This window comes from Mycobacterium sp., from assembly GCF_050701515.1.
Taxonomy (GTDB): Bacteria; Actinomycetota; Actinomycetes; order Mycobacteriales; family Mycobacteriaceae; genus Mycobacterium.
In genome coordinates this window covers 1-17,616 of the sequence record NZ_JBOGDB010000244.1, presented here as the reverse complement: position 1 = coordinate 17,616, position 17,616 = coordinate 1, and the positions used below count along the sequence as shown (strand labels likewise).

Annotated in this window: 14 protein-coding genes and 1 pseudogene; 5 read left to right on the top strand and 10 right to left on the bottom strand. The window is 67.6% G+C overall.

Translation table 11 applies throughout. The features are described 5' to 3' along the window. From ACRDU5_RS18925 to rplM, 5 genes and pseudogenes are all read right to left on the bottom strand, one after another. Positions 1-821: pseudogene (locus tag ACRDU5_RS18925) on the bottom strand (hypothetical protein); the annotation flags it as partial. 3 nt (positions 822-824) lie between these two features. Beyond that, positions 825-1,130: a type VII secretion target gene (locus ACRDU5_RS18920; protein WP_526616278.1), complete on the bottom strand. Its 306-nt coding sequence runs from the start codon at positions 1,128-1,130 to the stop codon at positions 825-827. Between the two features lie 45 nt (positions 1,131-1,175). Beyond that, complete coding sequence (glmM, locus tag ACRDU5_RS18915; RefSeq protein WP_526616276.1) at positions 1,176-2,513, bottom strand: phosphoglucosamine mutase; 1,338 nt, start codon at positions 2,511-2,513, stop codon at positions 1,176-1,178. Between the two features lie 111 nt (positions 2,514-2,624). Next, positions 2,625-3,068 carry a 30S ribosomal protein S9 gene (gene rpsI, locus ACRDU5_RS18910; protein WP_526616281.1) on the bottom strand — a complete coding sequence of 148 codons (444 nt, stop codon included), beginning with the start codon at positions 3,066-3,068 and terminating at the stop codon, positions 2,625-2,627. Between the two features lie 92 nt (positions 3,069-3,160). Further along, on the bottom strand, positions 3,161-3,604 hold the full coding sequence (gene rplM / locus ACRDU5_RS18905) for a 50S ribosomal protein L13 (RefSeq protein WP_526616274.1): 444 nt from the start codon (positions 3,602-3,604) through the stop codon (positions 3,161-3,163). Positions 3,605-3,837: 233 nt separating this feature from the next. Between rplM and ACRDU5_RS18900 the strand changes: the two genes are divergently transcribed. After that, positions 3,838-4,089: a hypothetical protein gene (locus tag ACRDU5_RS18900; protein WP_526616272.1), complete on the top strand. Its 252-nt coding sequence runs from the start codon at positions 3,838-3,840 to the stop codon at positions 4,087-4,089. Between the two features lie 141 nt (positions 4,090-4,230). Here the strand turns inward: ACRDU5_RS18900 and ACRDU5_RS18895 are convergent, their stop codons facing one another. The 4 genes from ACRDU5_RS18895 to eccCa all read right to left on the bottom strand — a co-directional run bounded on the left by ACRDU5_RS18895 (position 4,231) and on the right by eccCa (position 9,962). Continuing rightward, positions 4,231-4,527 (bottom strand): WXG100 family type VII secretion target, encoded by a 297-nt coding sequence (locus ACRDU5_RS18895; RefSeq protein WP_526616270.1) that lies wholly within the window; start codon positions 4,525-4,527, stop codon positions 4,231-4,233. 10 nt (positions 4,528-4,537) lie between these two features. Continuing rightward, positions 4,538-4,861, bottom strand: a complete 324-nt coding sequence (locus ACRDU5_RS18890; protein ID WP_526616268.1) for a WXG100 family type VII secretion target — start codon at positions 4,859-4,861, stop codon at positions 4,538-4,540. 71 nt (positions 4,862-4,932) lie between these two features. Beyond that, a complete protein-coding gene (locus tag ACRDU5_RS18885) occupies positions 4,933-6,099 on the bottom strand; it encodes a type VII secretion-associated protein (protein ID WP_526616266.1) in 1,167 nt (388 codons plus the stop codon). Then, the gene (gene eccCa, locus ACRDU5_RS18880) at positions 6,096-9,962 is read right to left on the bottom strand and encodes a type VII secretion protein EccCa (RefSeq protein WP_526616264.1); all 3,867 of its coding nucleotides are present in this window, start codon (positions 9,960-9,962) and stop codon (positions 6,096-6,098) included. The genes ACRDU5_RS18885 and eccCa overlap by 4 nt, the downstream gene beginning before the upstream one ends. A 108-nt stretch (positions 9,963-10,070) precedes the next feature. On the opposite strand from eccCa, the gene eccD reads away from it, so the two are divergent. Beyond that, on the top strand, positions 10,071-11,465 hold the full coding sequence (gene eccD / locus ACRDU5_RS18875) for a type VII secretion integral membrane protein EccD (RefSeq protein WP_526616263.1): 1,395 nt from the start codon (positions 10,071-10,073) through the stop codon (positions 11,463-11,465). Next, positions 11,462-12,868: a type VII secretion-associated serine protease mycosin gene (gene mycP / locus ACRDU5_RS18870; RefSeq protein WP_526616261.1), complete on the top strand. Its 1,407-nt coding sequence runs from the start codon at positions 11,462-11,464 to the stop codon at positions 12,866-12,868. The genes eccD and mycP overlap by 4 nt, the downstream gene beginning before the upstream one ends. Here mycP and eccB read toward each other — a convergent pair. Next, on the bottom strand, positions 12,836-14,221 hold the full coding sequence (gene eccB, locus ACRDU5_RS18865) for a type VII secretion protein EccB (RefSeq protein ID WP_526616260.1): 1,386 nt from the start codon (positions 14,219-14,221) through the stop codon (positions 12,836-12,838). The genes mycP and eccB overlap by 33 nt on opposite strands. 223 nt (positions 14,222-14,444) lie before the next feature. On the opposite strand from eccB, the gene ACRDU5_RS18860 reads away from it, so the two are divergent. Together ACRDU5_RS18860 and ACRDU5_RS18855 are read left to right on the top strand one after the other, a co-directional pair. Continuing rightward, positions 14,445-15,752 carry a DEAD/DEAH box helicase gene (locus ACRDU5_RS18860; protein ID WP_526616280.1) on the top strand — a complete coding sequence of 436 codons (1,308 nt, stop codon included), beginning with the start codon at positions 14,445-14,447 and terminating at the stop codon, positions 15,750-15,752. Between the two features lie 278 nt (positions 15,753-16,030). Continuing rightward, positions 16,031-17,616: ATP-binding protein (locus ACRDU5_RS18855; RefSeq protein ID WP_526616259.1), on the top strand; the 1,586-nt coding region annotated here is incomplete at its 3' end.

Genomic DNA, 17,616 nt, shown 5'->3' with positions numbered 1-17,616 from the left:
GCGGGAACCGCGGGCGCCTCCGCCGTTATCGGGCTGGGCGCCGGCGCCGGGCTCATCGAGGCTGCCGGCGATGTCGTCCCGGCGGGCTCGACAGACGCAGGTCCGCTCACCGGCGGCGTCCCGGACGGACCGAGATCACCCGGCACTTCAAACACCGTCGCGGGCTCGGCGGTCAGCGCGGCCGTCGCGGCGTCGAAGGCTGCGGCGACCGATGCCATCGCCGATTTCATCGCGGATAGCCAGTCCGCGCGAATGTCGTTGTCCACGAATGGTTTCACCTGCTGATCGACGAGTTCACTCGCCACCGCGCGGTCTCCCGCGCCAGTGGCGACCGTCTGTGCCGCGGCCAACCATTCTGCCCGCTCGGTCTGCCGGCGGTCGTCGATCGCCACTGCGGCGGTGACCTTTTCGTCCACCCTGTGCCACAGGTCATCACGCAGGGCGGTAAGCGCGTCGACAACGGTACGCACCGAAGCTGCGGCGGCGGCGGATGTTTGGCCGTGGCGTAGCAGGAACTCCCGCGACGCCTCGCCACCGCGACCCTGCCAGGCGCCGGCCAGCGCACCCAGCTGCTGCTCCTGCAACTGAAGCGCGTTCTCGGTCGCCGCCGCCATCGCTGCCAGCGCCGCGCGGTCGGCGTCCAACGCCCGTAGGTCCAGCCCATCCTCGCTGCTGTACCAATCGCGCACCTGCGCCCCGTGCAGCGTGAGGTCCGGATTCTGGTAGCCGAGCAGATGACATGCCCACACGTATTCCTGGGTGTTCGCCACGGCCGGACGTCCCTCGGCCAGCCGGGCGGCGACGTCGAGCGGTTCGGCCATGACTCAACCCATCCGGCGCGCGCCGCGCGCCTCGGCGTCGACGTAGCGATCCGCGCAGGCGCGCAATTCGGCGGCGATTTCGGTGGCGGCCCGTGACCACGAGTGCAGCCGATCCACCACGTCGTCGACGGCGATCCGCAGCGCGTCGCCACGCGCGGCGTGCATGCGGCCGGCGGCTGCCCCGTCGAATCGCAGGCCGGTCAGATGCGTCCGTATCGCGGTGTCGACGATGTCGGCGGCGGTGTCGTATTGACGGGCAGCGCCCAGCACCGCCGCAACGTCGACACGCGCGACGTCAGGTTCTCCCATGCTTGGCTAGGACGCCGATGGAACCCGTGCGGTTCCACCCGAGGTTCAGCGGTGTTCGCTGACGGATTCGGCAACCCGCACGGCCAGCTGCCGGGCGGTGTCCTCGTCTTCGGCTTCCACCATCACCCGGACCATCTGTTCGGTCCCCGAGGGCCGCAACAGGATTCGGCCGCTGTCGCCGAGTTCGGCTTTGGCCTTCGCCACCGCGGTGCGCACCGACGGCGCATCGGCCACGGTGGCTTTGTCGTCGACCTCGACGTTGATCAGCACCTGCGGCAGCGACTGCATCGCCGCCGCGAGGGTGGCCAGCGGTGTGCGGGTCTGCGCCATCCGGGACATCAGCCGCAGGCCGGTGACGATGCCGTCACCGGTGGTGCCCAGCGCGGGCATCACGATGTGCCCCGACTGCTCGCCGCCCAGCGAGAACTCGCCGGCGCGCAGTTCTTCCAGGACATAGCGGTCGCCCACGCCGGTGGTGCGGACGATGATCCCCGTCGCGCGCATCGCCAGGTGCAATCCGAGGTTGCTCATCACGGTGGTGACCAGGGTGTTGGAGGCCAGCTCGCCGGCGTCGCGCATCGCCAGCGCCAGGATCACCATGATCGCGTCGCCGTCGACGACCCGGCCGGCGGCGTCCACGGCCAGGCAGCGGTCGGCGTCACCGTCGTGGGCCACGCCCAGGTGGGCGCCGTTGGCCACCACGGCTTGCCGCAGCAGCTCCATGTGTGTCGATCCGCAGCGGTCGTTGATGTTGAGCCCGTTGGGTTCGGCGTTGATCGCGATGACGTTGGCACCGGCGGCTCGGTAGGCGCGCGGTGCGGCGGCCGACGCGGCGCCGTGGGCGCAGTCGACGACGACGGTCAGCTCGTCGAGTCTGGTGGTGACGGCCTTGCCGGCATGGCGCAGGTAGCGGTCCAGCGCGTCGGCGGCGTCCACGACACGGCCGATCGCCGAGCCGACCGGCCGGCTGCCCGGTCCCGCCGCGACGAGGTCCTCGATTCGGTCCTCGGTGGCGTTGTCGAGCTTGTGCCCGCCGGGGCCGAAGATCTTGATGCCGTTGTCGGGCATCGGGTTGTGCGATGCGGAGATCATCACGCCGAAGTCGGCGTCATAGGCGCTGGTCAGGTAGGCCACCGCGGGGGTGGGCAGGATGCCAACCCGCAGCGCGTCGACACCCTCGCTGGTCAGCCCGGCGATCACCGCGGCTTCCAGCATCTCGCCGCTGGCCCGCGGGTCACGGCCCACCACGGCGACACGGCGACGCGATGGGGAGGCGTTACCGAGTCGACGGGCCGCCGCGGAGCCCAGCGCCAGCGCCAGCGCGGCGGTCAGATCGCCATTGGCGACTCCGCGCACCCCGTCGGTGCCGAACAGTCGACCCATGCGCACAAACCTCTCACAGTTGGTCTGTCCTTTGTGCCGCGAGGGTGCGTGTTTGTACCGCGACACGCCGCAAGTTACGTACAAAGACGCACGCTCGCGACCAGAAAGAGATCACCGCTTGGAGTACTGCGGCGCCTTCCTGGCCTTCTTCAGGCCGTACTTCTTGCGCTCGATGGCACGCGGGTCGCGGGTGAGGAAGCCGGCCCTCTTCAGCGCCGGCCGGTCCTCGGGCTGCACCAGGATCAGCGCCCGGGCGATCGCCAGGCGCAACGCGCCGGCCTGCCCGGACGGGCCGCCGCCGTCGAGGTGGGCGTAGATGTCGAAGCTGTCCTCCCGGTCCACGGTCACCAGCGGCGCCTTGATGAGCTGCTGGTGCACCTTGTTGGGGAAGTAAGCCTCGAGGGTGCGCCCGTCGAGGTGGAAGTTGCCGGTGCCGGGCACCAGGCGCACCCGCACCACGGCCTCCTTGCGGCGACCGACGGTCTGGATGGGCCGGTCGAGGACGACCGGCTCGCGTTGCTTCCGCGGCTGGGGCGCCGGCTCCGTCTCGGTCACGGTCTCCGAAGGCACCTCGGTGGCCTCGGTGGCCTCCGGGGCCTCGGTGGCCTCCGGGGCTTCTGTGGTTTCTGTGGTTTCGTTGGTCTCGGTCACTGGGTCACCTGCTTGATCTCGTACGGCACCGGCTGCTGGGCGGTGTGCGGATGCTCCGGCCCGGCGTAGACCCGCAGCTTCTTCTGGATCTGGCGGCCGAGCTTGTTCTTGGGCAGCATGCCGAGGATCGCCTTCTCGACGACCCGGTCGGGATGCCGCTGCATCTCGGTACCGAGCGAGCGAGCCCGCAGCCCGCCGGGATAACCCGAGTGGCGGAAGGCGAACTTCTTCTGCAGCTTGTCGCCGCTGATGGCGACCTTTTCGGCGTTGATGACGATGACGAAATCGCCACCGTCGACATTCGGCGTGAATGTCGGCTTGTGCTTGCCGCGCAGCAGATTGGCTGCCGCGACGGCGAGCCGGCCGAGCACCACGTCGGTGGCGTCGATGACGTACCACGAATGCGTGGTGTCACCGGCCTTCGGCGTGTACGTAGGCACAGCGCTTACCTTCTATATCTCTCGGGTTGGATCCCGGTGTGACCCGGGTGCCGGTCAGGCGTGGACGGCTGGGTGTTTCTCGGCGACCGACATTGACCCGAGGCCCCGGCGTACCGCACGCCAACCGAGCAGCATACCGGCGGGCGTCACCGCAGGTCAAAACGCCTTCGCGGCTCGAGAACTTGAGGCCAATGCCCATGCGCGAGGACACGGGCACCGGCGAGCATGAGCGCATGATCATTGAAGGTCGCGCTATCGCCGAACGAAACGACGTGGTCGCGTCGGAGAAGTGGGGCAGGGTGCTCACCGAGGGGCACGCACCGCTGGTCAGAGCGCGGCGAGTCTTTCGCTATCTGCCCTCGGAACCGCGCTGCAAGGTGTGCAACAACCCGTTTGGTGGGCTCGCCGGCCGCGTGGAGCCGCTGGAAGCCTTCGCCCACGGCCCCGGCTCGGTGCACTCGCCGAGTTCTGCACCACGGCTGTGATCAGCACGGCGGAATCACGGCCCTGGTGCAGATCTGGGCGAATGCATCTTGCGCCGTCACCGGTTCAGCAAGCCTCGACACAGAACTGTGCGGTCCCGCGGGCTCCCCTCCCGACGGGACCGCACAGGGTCTGTAGCGGCGCTAGGCGCCCCAGGCGTTCGCCGCACTGCGGTCGGTGGCCGCGACGTCGTCGGCACCGTCGCGAACCGCGTTGCCGAGGCTGAACAAAATCTCGTTCAGCGCAGCCGCCGCCTGGTCCCACTTGGCCTGCGCGATCCGATATGCCTCGGCAGCCTCGCGGGTCCAGATCTCCCGGAGCGGACCAATCTGGGCGCGTAGGTCATCGAGCGCCGCGTTCAGCCGCGCAGACGTGGCGTGGATTTCCTGCCGGACGGTGTACTCGATCTCGTCGAAGTTGTAGGACAGAACCGGATCCATCGTGAGCTCCTTAGATGTTGGTGCCGACCGCACCGATTTGGTGTGAATGGCTTTCGGTTGCCTCGCGCAATGCCCGCTCGTTGTAGCGGATGGTTTCGGCGATTTCCTGGAGAGCGACATGCAGTTTCATCGACTCGGCGTTCCACCGGTCCACCACATCCCTGAATCGCGTCGCCGCGACGCCACCCCACACCGACGGGGGCACGCTGGTCATCCGTCCGATGAAGGACTGCAGCATGGCCCGAATCTCGTCGTTGCGCACTTCGATCTTGCCGGCGACGGCTGTCATGAGTTCGAAGTCGGTGTTCAGCGATCCGCCTGCGGGTGTCGTCATCGATGTCCTTTCCCCTGTCTTCGGTTCGGTTATGGTTTCGACGGCACTGCGGCCGATCTGGTTCCCCAGACTCAGAACACCGCGTGCGCCGAGCGAATGGCCTCATGGCAGGCGAAATGCAGCACTCGTTCGCCCGCCGACGCGCTCTGGCAGCCCACACCGATGCGGACGGTGTCGTCGACGAAAACCACCCAATCAATGTGGTGCCCCTCGCGGATTTCCCGATACGTCACAGCGGGCCGATCGGCTTGGCGGTCGTCGGGATTGAACTGAACGAAGACGCCGGGCGGTTGTTCATCGAAGGCCTTGCGCAGCGTCACCGCCGTCGCGGCCTGCGCCTGCGGGCCCGGCAACTGAGACTGCGTTATGTGCACCGCGGTCTCGCCGCCCGGCGACGTCACCTGCACCCGTGCGGAACCGGGTCCGGCGGTGATTCGCTGCACCGCCCACTGCGCCGGAACCTTTACCGCCACCCGGCCTTCGACCAACAATGTCATGGGCGCCTCGCTGGCCGGAGGCCCATCCGATTCTGGTCGGACGGCGATGCCAACGCACAGCAGCGCGGCCGATAGCAGCGCGCCCGCCACAACGGCGACCGGGCGAGGCGCGAACGAGTCGGGTTTGGGGCACGACGGCTTCGGCGTTACCCGCGCCACGGCGGCCAGCACTCGGTCCTGGTGAGCGATCGACACCGTGATGCCTTTCGCCCGCAGACGTCCAGCGACGTCCGCGCCCAGTGTGACCGCGCCGTAGACACCAGCCGGTGTATCGACCAACACCGCGCCGGGTGGTGCACCGACGCTGTCCGCTACCGCTTTGGCGACGTGTTCGGGTTCGGCAATTCGTGACTCGGCCGCGACCACGGATCCGGCCCGCCAAACCGACACCAACTCCGCCGCTACTTCGGCCACTGTGAGAGTGTCGGGCAATCCGTCGGCCAGTACCTGAGCCCGTTGCAGCACAGTGACATTCGTTGACGCAGCGGCGGCCGCTCGCGCGACAAGCTCGATGCGCGGTGACGGCCACCATGTTGGGCAGACCAGCACAGCGGTTTGCGCGGAGTCCGGCAGCACTGAGCGGAACACTTCACGCCACACCGCATCAACCGCGACGGGCTGTTCGTCCAGCAGCGCGATCTCGTCGTCGATGCACTCGAGGGCGGTCGACACCAATCTGTCGTCGACGTCGCAGGGTCCGCGGATCGCTGCGGGTCCCACCTCCACGACACATTCCGTCACGGAGGATCGCTCCACGCCACCTGGATGAGCCGGTCGGGATGTGCCCGAGTCACCAGCGTTCCGCGACCGGGCGGTAGCGGCGAGGGCCGAACCGAACCGAGCAGTGCGCCCTCATCCGGGCTGGCGCTCATCATCAGGCCCATGCAACCGAGATCGCGCAGCCGCGCCAGGATCGGATCGAACATCGCCCGCGCGGCGCCTCCGGACCGGCGCGCGATCACGACGTGCAGACCGAGATCCTTGGCGTGTGGCAGGAAGTCATGCAGGGATACCAGTGGGTTGGCGTTGGCTCCGGCCACCAGGTCGTAGTCGTCCACCACAACGTAGATCTCCGGGCCGGACCACCATGATCGGTTGCGTAACTGCTGCTGGCTGACGTCGGCGCCCGGCATCCGCGCCTGGATGCGGTCCAGCAGCGAAGGTAGCTGCGATGTCAACGCGGCCGCTGAAATCGCGTATGCCGCGAGGTGATCGGACTCCACCACGCCGAGTAACGTCCGCCGGAAATCGGCAATGACGAGCTGAGCGGATTCCGCGGAGTTCGTCCGCACTATCTCCTGGCACAGCACCCGCAACGTCGCAGTCTTGCCGCACTCGCCCTCCCCCAAGACAATGAGATGCGCTTGTTCAGCGAAATCGACTGCAATGGGCCGCAACTCAGACTCCTCGATGCCGAGCAGAATCTGTGTCGCGGGGCGCCGCTGGGTGGCGCCGCCGATTACCGCCTGCCGATCCACCCGTGTCGGCAAGAGCTCGACCGGCGGTGCGGCGCGCCCTCCGTATCGCGTTCGCAGCCAGTCGGCGCTTGCGGCGATGGCCTCTGCGAGCCCCACGGTCTCGGACCTTCCATCCAACCGGGGCAGCGCGATGACTACCTCCCGCCCGTCACGTGTGAGCCCACGACCGGGTGGGCTGTCGACGAGATGCCGTGCCCGCCTCCGGTCCATCTCGGACTCCGCCGGATCACCAAGCCGCAGTTCGATGCGGGTCCCGATCAGATCCTTTAGTGCGGGCCGGATCTCGGCCCACCGCGACGCCGCGACGAGGACATGTAGGCCGTACGAGAGTCCCTGGGCCGCGAGCGCGGTGATCGGTCCCTCCAGGGTGTCGAACTCCTGGCGAATGGTGGCCCAGCCGTCGACGACCAGGAATACGTCACCGAACGGGTCGTCGGCGACGGTCGGATCTCCTGTTGCGCGCCGCCGACGGTATTCGGCTATCGAATCGACGCCCGAGCGACGGAATCGCGCCTCCCGCGCTCGCATGATGGACTCCAAGTCGGCGACGGTGCGGCGAATCAGGTCGACGTCACGCCGACCGGCGACCGATCCGACGTGGGGTAACGATCGCAACGACGACAGGGCGCCACCGCCGAAGTCGAGACAGTAGACCTGCACATCGCGGGGGTCATGGGTCGCGGCGAGAGCCAAGACCAACGTCCGCAAGGCGGTCGATTTGCCCGATCGAGGGCCACCAACCACGGCAACATTGCCCGCCGCGCCGCACAGCTGGGCGATCAGCAAGTCCCGGCGCTGCTCAAACGGACGGTCCACCAGACCGATTGGCAGGGTCAACGGCGCCCGCATTCCGGCGAGCTGCAGCACGGCATCCAGCGTCGGCGGCTCGGCCAGTGGCGGCAGCCACACCTGGTGAGCCGGCGTACCCCGCCCCTCCAGTCGATCGAGGACCGTGTCGAGCACGGTTCGGTTGGAGGTTGTGGTGTGCGCGGGTCGTTGCTCGGGTCCGACCGCGATGTCACCCATCGGAGCGGCGGTGAACATCTGCGGGCTCGCCCGTTCGGCCAATTCGTCGGACTGGCTCGCCGGGTGCACGCACGGACCGGAGACGAAGGCAGTCTGAAACCGAAGCGGCTCGCCGGAACCGGTCTTCAGATAGGCTGCTCCCGGTGCACTCGGTAGGTGGTATGCATCGGGAACTCCGAGGACTGCCCGTGATTCATTGGTGGAGAAGGTTTTCAGACAGATTCGGTATGACAGGTGGGTTTCCAGGCCGCGCAGCCTGCCCTCATCAAGTCGCTGACTCGCCAGCAACAGATGCATCCCAAGAGACCGCCCCAATCGACCGATCGCGACAAACAGCTCGGCGAAGTCGGGATGCTGACTGAGCAACTCGGAGAACTCGTCGACCACAACAAAGAGCACGGGCAGCTGCACCAGGGCGGTCCCCTCGGCGCGTGCCCGCTCATAGTCGGCGATATTGGCGAAGTTGCCCGCTGCCCTGAGTAACTCTTGGCGTCGATTGATCTCGCCGGCCAGCGCGTCCTTCATCCGCGCAACAAGCTGCGTTCTGTCGGCCAGATTGGTGATCACCGCGGCCACGTGCGGCGCACGTTCCAGCCCGAGGAAAGTCGCACCGCCCTTGAAATCCACCAGTACCAAGTTGAGCACGTCGGGCGGATGGGCAGTGATCATCCCCAACGTCAGCGTGCGCAGAAACTCCGACTTGCCAGAACCCGTTGCGCCGACGCATAACCCGTGCGGCCCCATGCCATTGTCGGCTGCCTCCTTGATGTCCAACTCGACGGGCAGACCCTGATCGGAAACACCGATGGGCACCCGCAGCCGTTGGTTGGCGTTGCGGGTACGCCAGACCAGTGCGGGATCGACTTGCGCCGGATCGCCGATGCCCGTCAACTCCGGCCAAGAAATCGACGACGCAATGCCGGCCGCGTCGGCCGATGTGGTGGCGGGTCGGAACGGCGCCAACCGGCGGGCACATGTCAGGGATTGGACCGGCGCCAACATGTCGGGGCGTGCCACCGTTTCATCGCCGACGTCGCTTCGAGCCGTCAAAGTGTCCGCGGTGATGACCAGCCGCAAACCGGTCTGGGCAGCCGCCGTTTCACAGGCCGTTCCGACCTCGAGAACCGTCAGGCCGGGAAGTCCGACGAGGGTGAAGAACCGCTCGGCGCCGGTGATCAGCCCGCCATCGAGAATCACCACGGCATGTGCTGCGTCGATGCTGCCGAGTGCGTTCTCGGCGGCAGCGAGGCTGTGGTACGTCATGCGTGCCGACCCACCGGCGTCGAGGGCATGCGGATGTTGATGATGCGGCAGCCATTTCAGCCAGTCCCAATGGGCCTGGGTAAGCGGATCGACAACGGCCATGATCCGCAGGTGTTTGGGGCTGTGCAGCACCGCCAGCTGACATGCTATCGCCCGTAGCAATCCCCGGGCAGCGGTCACGTCGCCCTCGATGGTAACCGCGGCAAACCCTCTCAACGCCAGTGCGACAGGCAGGTTGGGAACCGCTGCGCGGTTACGAATCAGCCGCCGTAATGCCATCGATGTGACCGGGTCCAGCTCATCGACCGGCCCCAGTTCGGGTGCCACCAACCTGGTGGACAGGCGTTGGGCCGCGAGTCCGACTCGGACGTGGCCGAAATCGGGGTCATCGGTTCGGCGCTCCCACATCCGCCTGCCACCCACCAACGTCCACAGTGCGCAAGGGTCGGGATGATCCCACGCCAATGAAACATGTTGGGCTTGACCTGTCTTCGCGATGGACTGCTCCAGTGTCTCGAGGTATCGCAGGTATTCGCGGCGGTCTTGGTTGATCTCGGCGGCCCGGCTGGTGCCTCGAGCCCCGTAGGCCACCGTGCCGAGCAGCGAAACCAGCATCATCACCGGGAAGAACATGAACATCGGATTCCGCATTGCAGTCACGCCGGACGTGAAGTAGATGACCACCATCCCGACCGTCGCAACGACCATCGCCACCGGCAGCAGGCGGGCGAGCGGATTGGCGGGCACGACGTGTGGCACATCCGGCGGCGCCTGGACGGCGATCTCACCCTCGGGTATCGGCGGTGCCGGCAGACGCGGTTGGGCCAAGAAGTCCATCGGGAGATGGACGTGGCCGCGGTCGGGTTGGTTCCCCGTGCACATCGTCAAAATTGCTGCGCGTGGCTGCCCGCGGAGGTGGTTACGGTGACTCCGGGGGGTTGCATGATGGGTATCGGCCTGTGTCGGGTGTCGGTGCAGACCGACCACGATGATCCACCGGTCGTGGTCGATCTCGCGTTGCCGACGGGAACCGAGCTCAGCGCATTGCTTCCGTCCATCGTCGACATCGTCTGCGGCCGTGGACAAACCACCGATCTGGCGGACAGCACCGCCCAACGCTGGCAGATGTCACGACTCGGCGGCTCGCCGCTCGACGACTCGATGACATTGCACGAGTGCGGCGTCCGCGACGGCGAACTGCTGATACTGACCCCCGACGACACACCCGTACAGGTGCCGATGTTCGACCATCTGAGCCACGCGGTGGCGACCGTGTCAGAATCGGCCAACCGCGCTCAGCGGGTATCCGGGTACGTCGGCGCGGCTGCATGTTTATGGGCAGCGGGAGTGAGCGGCATTCTGCTCGGGTGGTTCGGCGTCCGCGCCCCTTCGGGCCGCCAGGTCCTCATCGCGGGAATCCTGGCCTGCACCGCGACGGTGGCGGCGATCATTGCGAGTCGGGTCCGACCCGAGCCGTTGCCGGGTCTGACGATGAGCCTCGTCGCGATTGCGTTCGCCACGGTCACCGGCCACCTAGCGGTACCGGACGGCCCCGCCGGGCCGAACCTCTGCCTTGCCGCGGTCGCCGGTTCCACGGTGTCGATCGTGCTATTGCGTGTCACAGCCTGCGGGACAGTGTGTTTGACAGCCATCGCAACGTGCTTGGCGACGGTGGCGGTAGCGGCTGCCGCCGCAGTCGTCTGGCCGATACCAGGGCAGGCGGTGGGTGCGGGGTTGGCCGTCGTCAGCCTGGCCATGCTCGGCGTGGCCGCCAAGCTGTCGATCGCCCTCTCGGGTTTGTCGCCGGCAGTGCCCACAGCCGACAGCGCAGGCGACGACGAAGACATACCGTTTGACGTCGGTGCCGCCTCGGTGATCCGCGGCCACGAGACGTTGACGGGTCTGCTGGTCGGATTCTCGGCGGCGGCGGCATCAGGCACGTTGCTCGCCGCGATTGCCAGCCACCGCGGCGGCGAGGCCGGGCCTCGCGCTGTCGCGCTGACCGCGGTTGTCGGCGCGGTTCTGATGCTGCGCGCACGCCATCAGATTGGTGTCACTCGAACGGCCGCCGTCTTCGGCAGCGGACTGCTGAGTGTCACAGCGACTTTCGTATTGGTCGCATTTTCAGCACCCCGCCAAGCGCACTGGGTGTCCGCACTCGCGGTTGTCTGTGGTGTCGCAGCGCTATGCCTGACGCTGGTGGATGTCGAAGCGAGGTTGAGTCCGGTCGCCCGGCGCTCTGGAGAGATACTCGAATATCTGGCGCTAGTCGCGGTGGTGCCGGTGGCCTGTTGGGTCGCCGACCTGTTCGGCGTCGTTCGCGGCTTGAGTCTGGCATGACGGGTCTTGTGCCGCGATGCGCGCGGATCGCCGCGGCCCTCCTGATAACGGCTATCTCGGTGTGGGCGTGCCCGCTGGCCGGCGCGGTATCACCGCCGTTGGTCGATGACTCATTGTTGCCACCGCCGGGTCCGCCCGCTCCGCCGCGGTCAACGAAGCAATGGGAACAGTGCTTTGCCTCCGCTGTAGCCGCGGGTGATGACAGCGTCGGCGCTGCAAACCAGTTGAAGAATGTCGACCTGCAGGCGGTTTGGCGGTTCACCCGGGGAGCCGGGCAGACCGTTGCCGTCATCGACACCGGAGTATCGCGGCACCGCCTACTCCCACATCTGGTCGCTGGCGGCGACTACGTCTTCACCGGAGACGGCACCGACGACTGCGACGGACATGGCACGATCGTCGCCGGAATCATCGGTGCGGCAGAAGATCCCGCGGGCGATGACGGCTTCACCGGCGTCGCACCGGATTCAACGATCATCGCCATCCGGCAGTCGAGTCACAAGTTCGGGCCGGCCGATCAATCGGGCCCTGGCTTCGGTGATGTGAACACCATGGCGATGGCGGTACGCACCGCGGCAGACATGGGCGCCACCGTAATCAATGTGTCCTCTGTCGCCTGCGTTGCCGCGGCGGCCGCGCTGGACGACCGGGCTCTTGGAGCGGCCTTGGCCTACGCGGTCGACGTCAGGAACGCCGTCGTGGTGGCCGCTGCGGGAAATGTCGGGGGCCTTGGCCAGTGCCCCGATCAGAACCCGCCGGCCAACCCTGCCCATCCGGGGCGGCCGGACTGGGACACCGTGAAAGTCGTTGTGAGCCCGGCGTGGTACGACGAATACGTCCTGACCGTGGGGTCGGTCGATCAGCACGGGGCACCGTCCCGATTCACTTTGGCGGGCCCCTGGGTCGATGTCGCCGCTCCTGGCGAGGCGGTCGTATCGCTGGATCCGGACGGCGAGGGGTTCGTCGACACGCTGCCCGCCTTCGGCAGCTCGATGCCGATCGTGGGCACCAGCTACGCGGCGCCGGTGGTCAGCGGGATCGCCGCCTTGGTGCGAGCACGATCGCCACAGCTGACGGCTCGTCAGGTGATGCAACGGATCGAGGACACCGCGCATCGGCCTCCGGCCGGTTGGGATCCATTCGTCGGTTACGGCGTCGTCGACGCACTCGCGGCCGTCAGCGGTGACACCACGGCAAAGAAGGTGACTGCCGAAACCGGTGTGCCGCGCGCCGAGGCCGAACGTGCGATGCCGCCGCCGGCAAGCAGCATCCCGCCGGATCCACGTCCGCGCCGTGTGGCATTCGGCGGGGCGGCGATCTGCGTCGCCGTGGCGGTCGGCGCGGTGGCGATGACGACGTCGGCCGGCCGGTCACGGCGACAGCAGACTGTCACGCGCGGTTAGCGCACTTGCCTTGCTCAGTTCGGGTCCTCGAGGGAGCTGCGACAGCACGGGCCAAGGTGCCGGAACGGCGCCACCCGACAGGCCGAGAAGCCTGCCGGTGGTTTCGTCATGGATGCCGAAGAGCGCTCCACTGTCGGCTACCAGATAAAGCGGGCCCGCACTGCCACCGATGCCGGTGATGGCCGTCGACCGCACATATGCGCTCCGGCCCGCAGGCACGAAGACGTTGTCCAGCTCAGGCCCCTCACCATCGCCCTGCACCAATGCCATCGGGTTCGAGTTGGCGGGTAGCGGTAGCGAGTCACCGAGCCAGACAACGGTATTGGCGCCGCCAGGCACCCAGTGCGCGCACAGGACCCGACGCCCAGCCGCGCCCAACGGTGCGCCCGCACGTTTGGGAAAGCTCGACACCGGGAGGGCATCGACAACCGGGACAGTGCCTATGGCGTCCGGTGTCACGGATGGAATCTCACGACTGCCCGCTGAGTCGGTCAGGCGGATCAGGTCCGCCGCGACCTCACCGATGCGCTGCACGCCGTCGGCCAACACGACGTAATACTCGGTGGTATCGGCGCGGGTAATCCGCACCACCGTTCCGGCCCGCATTCCACCGAGTGCCCCCGGCGAGCCCGAATCGGCAATGTTCGGCGGAGCAATCGGCGGCGCCTCGGGGATGGCATCGAGCAGCGCCCGCGAAACCGGTCGTGGCGCAACACCTTCGAGCCGCAACGCGCGCACGACCGCTGGACTGCGCAGATCGACTTCGGCCCGCCATCCGTCGTACAGCAGATAAGTCATTGCCGCGCTCTCCGCTCGTGGTGTGACCAGAATGCTCGGCTGCGGCGCCCGGCGGTCGATGCCCTTTGCGTGGCCCACGATCAGCGTGGTGCTCGGGTCGTCGCATACCGTCCACGCCGATTCCTCGGCGGTCAGCGGGGTAGCGATGACAGCCGGTGCGCCCGGGATTCCCAGGAGCGGACCGCGCTTGGCCTTGTTGATCGCGGACTCACTGACGACTTCTGGCTTCCCGCCCGTTCCCGCCACCAAGCGCGCGGACGCCAAGTTCAAAACGGGATGCAGGGTGTCGTCCACGCGGACGTACAGCGCCCCGGATTCGCGGGCCATCACAATGGGCGCCCCGCTCAACCCCGCGTCTGGACGCAGGAACGCCAGAATCGCACACACCGCGATCGCGACAGCCGTCAAGACGCAGCCCGCGATGAGCGAAAGGGACTGTGCCCGCGCCGGATCGTGCAGCATCCGGATGTCTCCGCGCAGCAGCGCGTGTTCCATCCGGCGCACCAGGAATCGATATCCGCTGACCTGCAGCCGCGTCGTCGGTTGTCGAGCCATGAAATCCCCCCGGATGTGCCCAATCTCACCGTAACCCGTCCGGACTGGGCGCATCGACGCCAAGTCGGCCCGGTACACTGGGCGCAGCGGCACCGTCTGTTCTGCCTTTTGCCGCTTCTCGATCGTCATACCAAGCGCCGCGGATCACCGCGCCGGGCAGGACGACCACACACTTATCTTTCGGAGCTTTTCCTTGTCGATTCATAACATCGGTGGCACAACCGTGCCCACTTTCGGCGACCTCGGGCTGCCTGAGACCGTCGTCACAATCCTCGCCAACAACGGCGCTCACAGTCCTTTCCCGATCCAGGCCGCCACCCTGCCCGATTCACTTGCGGGCCGAGATGTGCTGGGCCGTGGCCGCACCGGTTCCGGGAAGACTTACGCCTTCCTGCTGCCCATGGTGACCCGCCTCGTAGCGAGCGACACCAAGCGCACGCCGGGCCGCCCGCGCGCACTCATCCTCGCCCCCACCCGTGAGCTCGTCGCACAGATCGACACGGCGCTGGCACCGCTGGCCGCGGCGACGAACCTGCGGTCGGTCACCGTCTTCGGCGGTGTAGGCCCGCAGCCGCAGATCCAGAAATTGCGCCAAGGCGTCGACATCGTGATCGCCTGCCCCGGCCGGCTGGAGGATCACGTGCGGTCCGGCCATGCGGACCTGTCCGCGGTCGAGATCACCGTGCTCGATGAGGCCGACCACATGGCCGATCTCGGCTTCCTGCCGCCCGTCAAGCGACTGCTGGACCGCACGCCCCGCCACGGCCAGCGCATGCTGTTCTCGGCAACCCTCGACGCCGGCGTCGACGTCCTGGTCAAGCGCTACCTGCACGACCCGGTGACGCACAGCGTCGACTCGGCGCAGTCGCCGGTGTCGGCCATGATCCATCACGTGCTGCACGTCGACGGCGCCGCCCGGATGAACGTGCTCACCGACCTGGCGGCCGCACCCGGTCGCAAGATCGTCTTCGCACGCACCAAGCACGGAGCCAAAAAGCTTGCCAAACAGCTGAACTCACGCGGCGTTGCAGCCGTCGAGTTGCACGGCAACCTGTCCCAGAACGCACGAACTCGCAATCTCACGGCGTTCTCCGACGGATCGGCGATGGTGCTGGTCGCCACCGACATCGCCGCCCGCGGCATCCACGTCGACGACGTGAGCCTGGTGGTGCACGCGGATCCGCCCGTTGAGCACAAGGCCTACCTGCACCGGTCCGGGCGCACCGCGCGCGCCGGAGCCGACGGCACGGTGGTGACGCTGATGCAGGACGACCAGGTGTCCGATGTGCGGCACCTGACCCGCAAGGCAGGGGTGAAGCCGACCATCACCCGGTTCAGCGGAGCATCACACCCGGTGCTACAGCAGATCGCGCCGGGCGAACGCACCTTCGGTAAGCCGAAGGCCAGCGCGCGCCCGCAGGAGGCTCAGTCTCCGAACCCCGGCCGGCCGCGAAGGCGCAAGCCCCGGCGAAACGGCGCACGGTCCCACTCGGCCGCGTCGTTCTCCGCGGGATTGTCACGCACCCGCTGACGGCGGCCCTGCACGAGTTCGCATCTCGACGCGGCCCGCACGGCCTTATCGAGCAAACTTTTGCGCGCGTCAATTACTATGACGATGCGCTGCCACCGGCGGTGGGAGCGCGTGTTCGCTAGACACGAGGCAGAAATTGCGTTTCATGACAATCCGGTTACCAACGAGGCGCATAGTAGGGACGGCGTAAAAGGCGAGATCGTGCAGTTCAACGAGACGAACGACTTCCGTTGCCGCGCCGTTTGGCGGACGGCGCGAGCTAAGGTCTGCCCAGCGCCGTGACGACTCCGCTACTCGACCTCGACGGCCATGTGGTCGGCCGACGGCAGGAGCTGACCGAACTCCGAGAAGCCGTGGAAGCGGCCGGACGCGTCGGCGGAGGATGCGTCCTGCTCAGCGGCGCTCCGGGCGTGGGCAAGTCGACGCTCACGCAGGCCTTCGGCGTCGAGGTCTCCCAGCGCAACTGCGTGTTTGCCTACGGGAGGTGCCGAGACGGCGCGCCGGCTCCGTACGCGGCGCTGGGAGACGCGCTTAGCTCGATTGTCCGGGCCATGGAGGCCACCGGCCCGGCCGAGCGGGACCGTTGGCGTGCAGATCTCGTCAGCGGGACGTCACCACTTGCCGGCATTCTCGGGGAGCTCGTGCCCGACCTAACGCAAGTGCTGGGCGAGCCCTCGCATGTGACCGACCTCGATGCAGCCGATGCTCGCCGCCGGCTGCACCGCGCCGCCATCCGGCTTGTGTCCGATACCGCGTCCTATCGGCCGGTGGTGCTGGCGATCGACGACCTGCAGTGGGCTGATCGAGACACGCTGCTACTACTGTCCGAACTGCTGACGGTGTCGCTCCGCAACGTGTTGGTCCTCGGTGCGCATCGCGCGGGTGAGTTCGACCCGGGCCCAGCGGGTCTCACCTCTGCGAGCATGCTCAGCATCGAGCTCAGCCCGCTGTCCCGCGAGGATGTCGAGGAACTACTCGCTGCGGTGTCCGGCCGGGGTGTGGAGCTGGGCGACGTGGCCGCCGAATTCCACCATCGAACCGGGGGCAATCCGCTACAGGTTCGTCAGCTGCTGTACCGCGCGCAACGAGAAGGCGCACTCACCCCGGTCGATGCGGGCGGGCGCCCGAGTTGGGACCTCCGTGTCCTCACGTCGATCGAGGTCACCGCGACAGCCGCCGAGTTCCTAGGCCGCTACCTCGGCCAGCTCCGCCCGATCGACCGGGCGGTGCTGAGTTCGCTGACGCGCATCGGTGGCGAGTTCGACCTCGACGACGCTACGACAGCGGCGGCGCGGCCGCCCGACGTGGTCGCCCAGGCGCTTTGGTCGGCCCTCGACCTTCGCCTGCTCGAGGCCGTCGACAGCGGTGGCCGACGAATCACCAACACGATCAGCCGCGATGCCCGGTACCGCTTCAGCCACGACCGGGTGGCCGAGGCGGCGGGGGTCGGCCTGTCCGAGGACGACCAGCGCGAGACGCACCTGCGCATCGGTCGGCGGCTGGTCGAGCAGGGGGACGACCGGTTGTTCGAGGCCGCCCGCCACGTCGGCATCGGCGGCCGTGGGCTGGCCGACGACGACGAGCGCGTCCGATTCGTCAAGGTACTGCGGCGTGCGGCGCGGAAGGCGCGGGCCCAGGCATCGTTCCCGCTGGCCCTCCAATGCTGCCGAGACGGTCTGAACCTCCTCGGTGAGCAGCGTTGGACCGCCAACTTCGCGCTGACGCGAGAACTGCAGCTTGACGCCGCGGATGCCGCTCAACTGGTCGGTGACGTCTCGACCCTGCACACCCTGCTCGATGAGGCCGACGAGCATCTGCCCGAGCCGGCCGACCGCGCGCGGCTCGCCTACCTCAGATTGAAGGG

Excerpts from the sequence above, each read along its gene's own strand:
- eccCa (WP_526616264.1), bottom strand. The coding sequence starts at position 9,962 with ATGGACTTCTTGGCCCAACCGCGTCTGCCGGCACCGCCGATACCCGAG.
- ACRDU5_RS18900 (WP_526616272.1), top strand. The coding sequence starts at position 3,838 with ATGATCATTGAAGGTCGCGCTATCGCCGAACGAAACGACGTGGTCGCG.
- ACRDU5_RS18895 (WP_526616270.1), bottom strand. The coding sequence starts at position 4,527 with ATGGATCCGGTTCTGTCCTACAACTTCGACGAGATCGAGTACACCGTC.
- ACRDU5_RS18890 (WP_526616268.1), bottom strand. The coding sequence starts at position 4,861 with ATGACGACACCCGCAGGCGGATCGCTGAACACCGACTTCGAACTCATG.
- mycP (WP_526616261.1), top strand. The coding sequence starts at position 11,462 with ATGACGGGTCTTGTGCCGCGATGCGCGCGGATCGCCGCGGCCCTCCTG.
- eccD (WP_526616263.1), top strand. The coding sequence starts at position 10,071 with ATGGGTATCGGCCTGTGTCGGGTGTCGGTGCAGACCGACCACGATGAT.
- glmM (WP_526616276.1), bottom strand. The coding sequence starts at position 2,513 with ATGGGTCGACTGTTCGGCACCGACGGGGTGCGCGGAGTCGCCAATGGC.
- eccB (WP_526616260.1), bottom strand. The coding sequence starts at position 14,221 with ATGGCTCGACAACCGACGACGCGGCTGCAGGTCAGCGGATATCGATTC.
- ACRDU5_RS18920 (WP_526616278.1), bottom strand. The coding sequence starts at position 1,130 with ATGGGAGAACCTGACGTCGCGCGTGTCGACGTTGCGGCGGTGCTGGGC.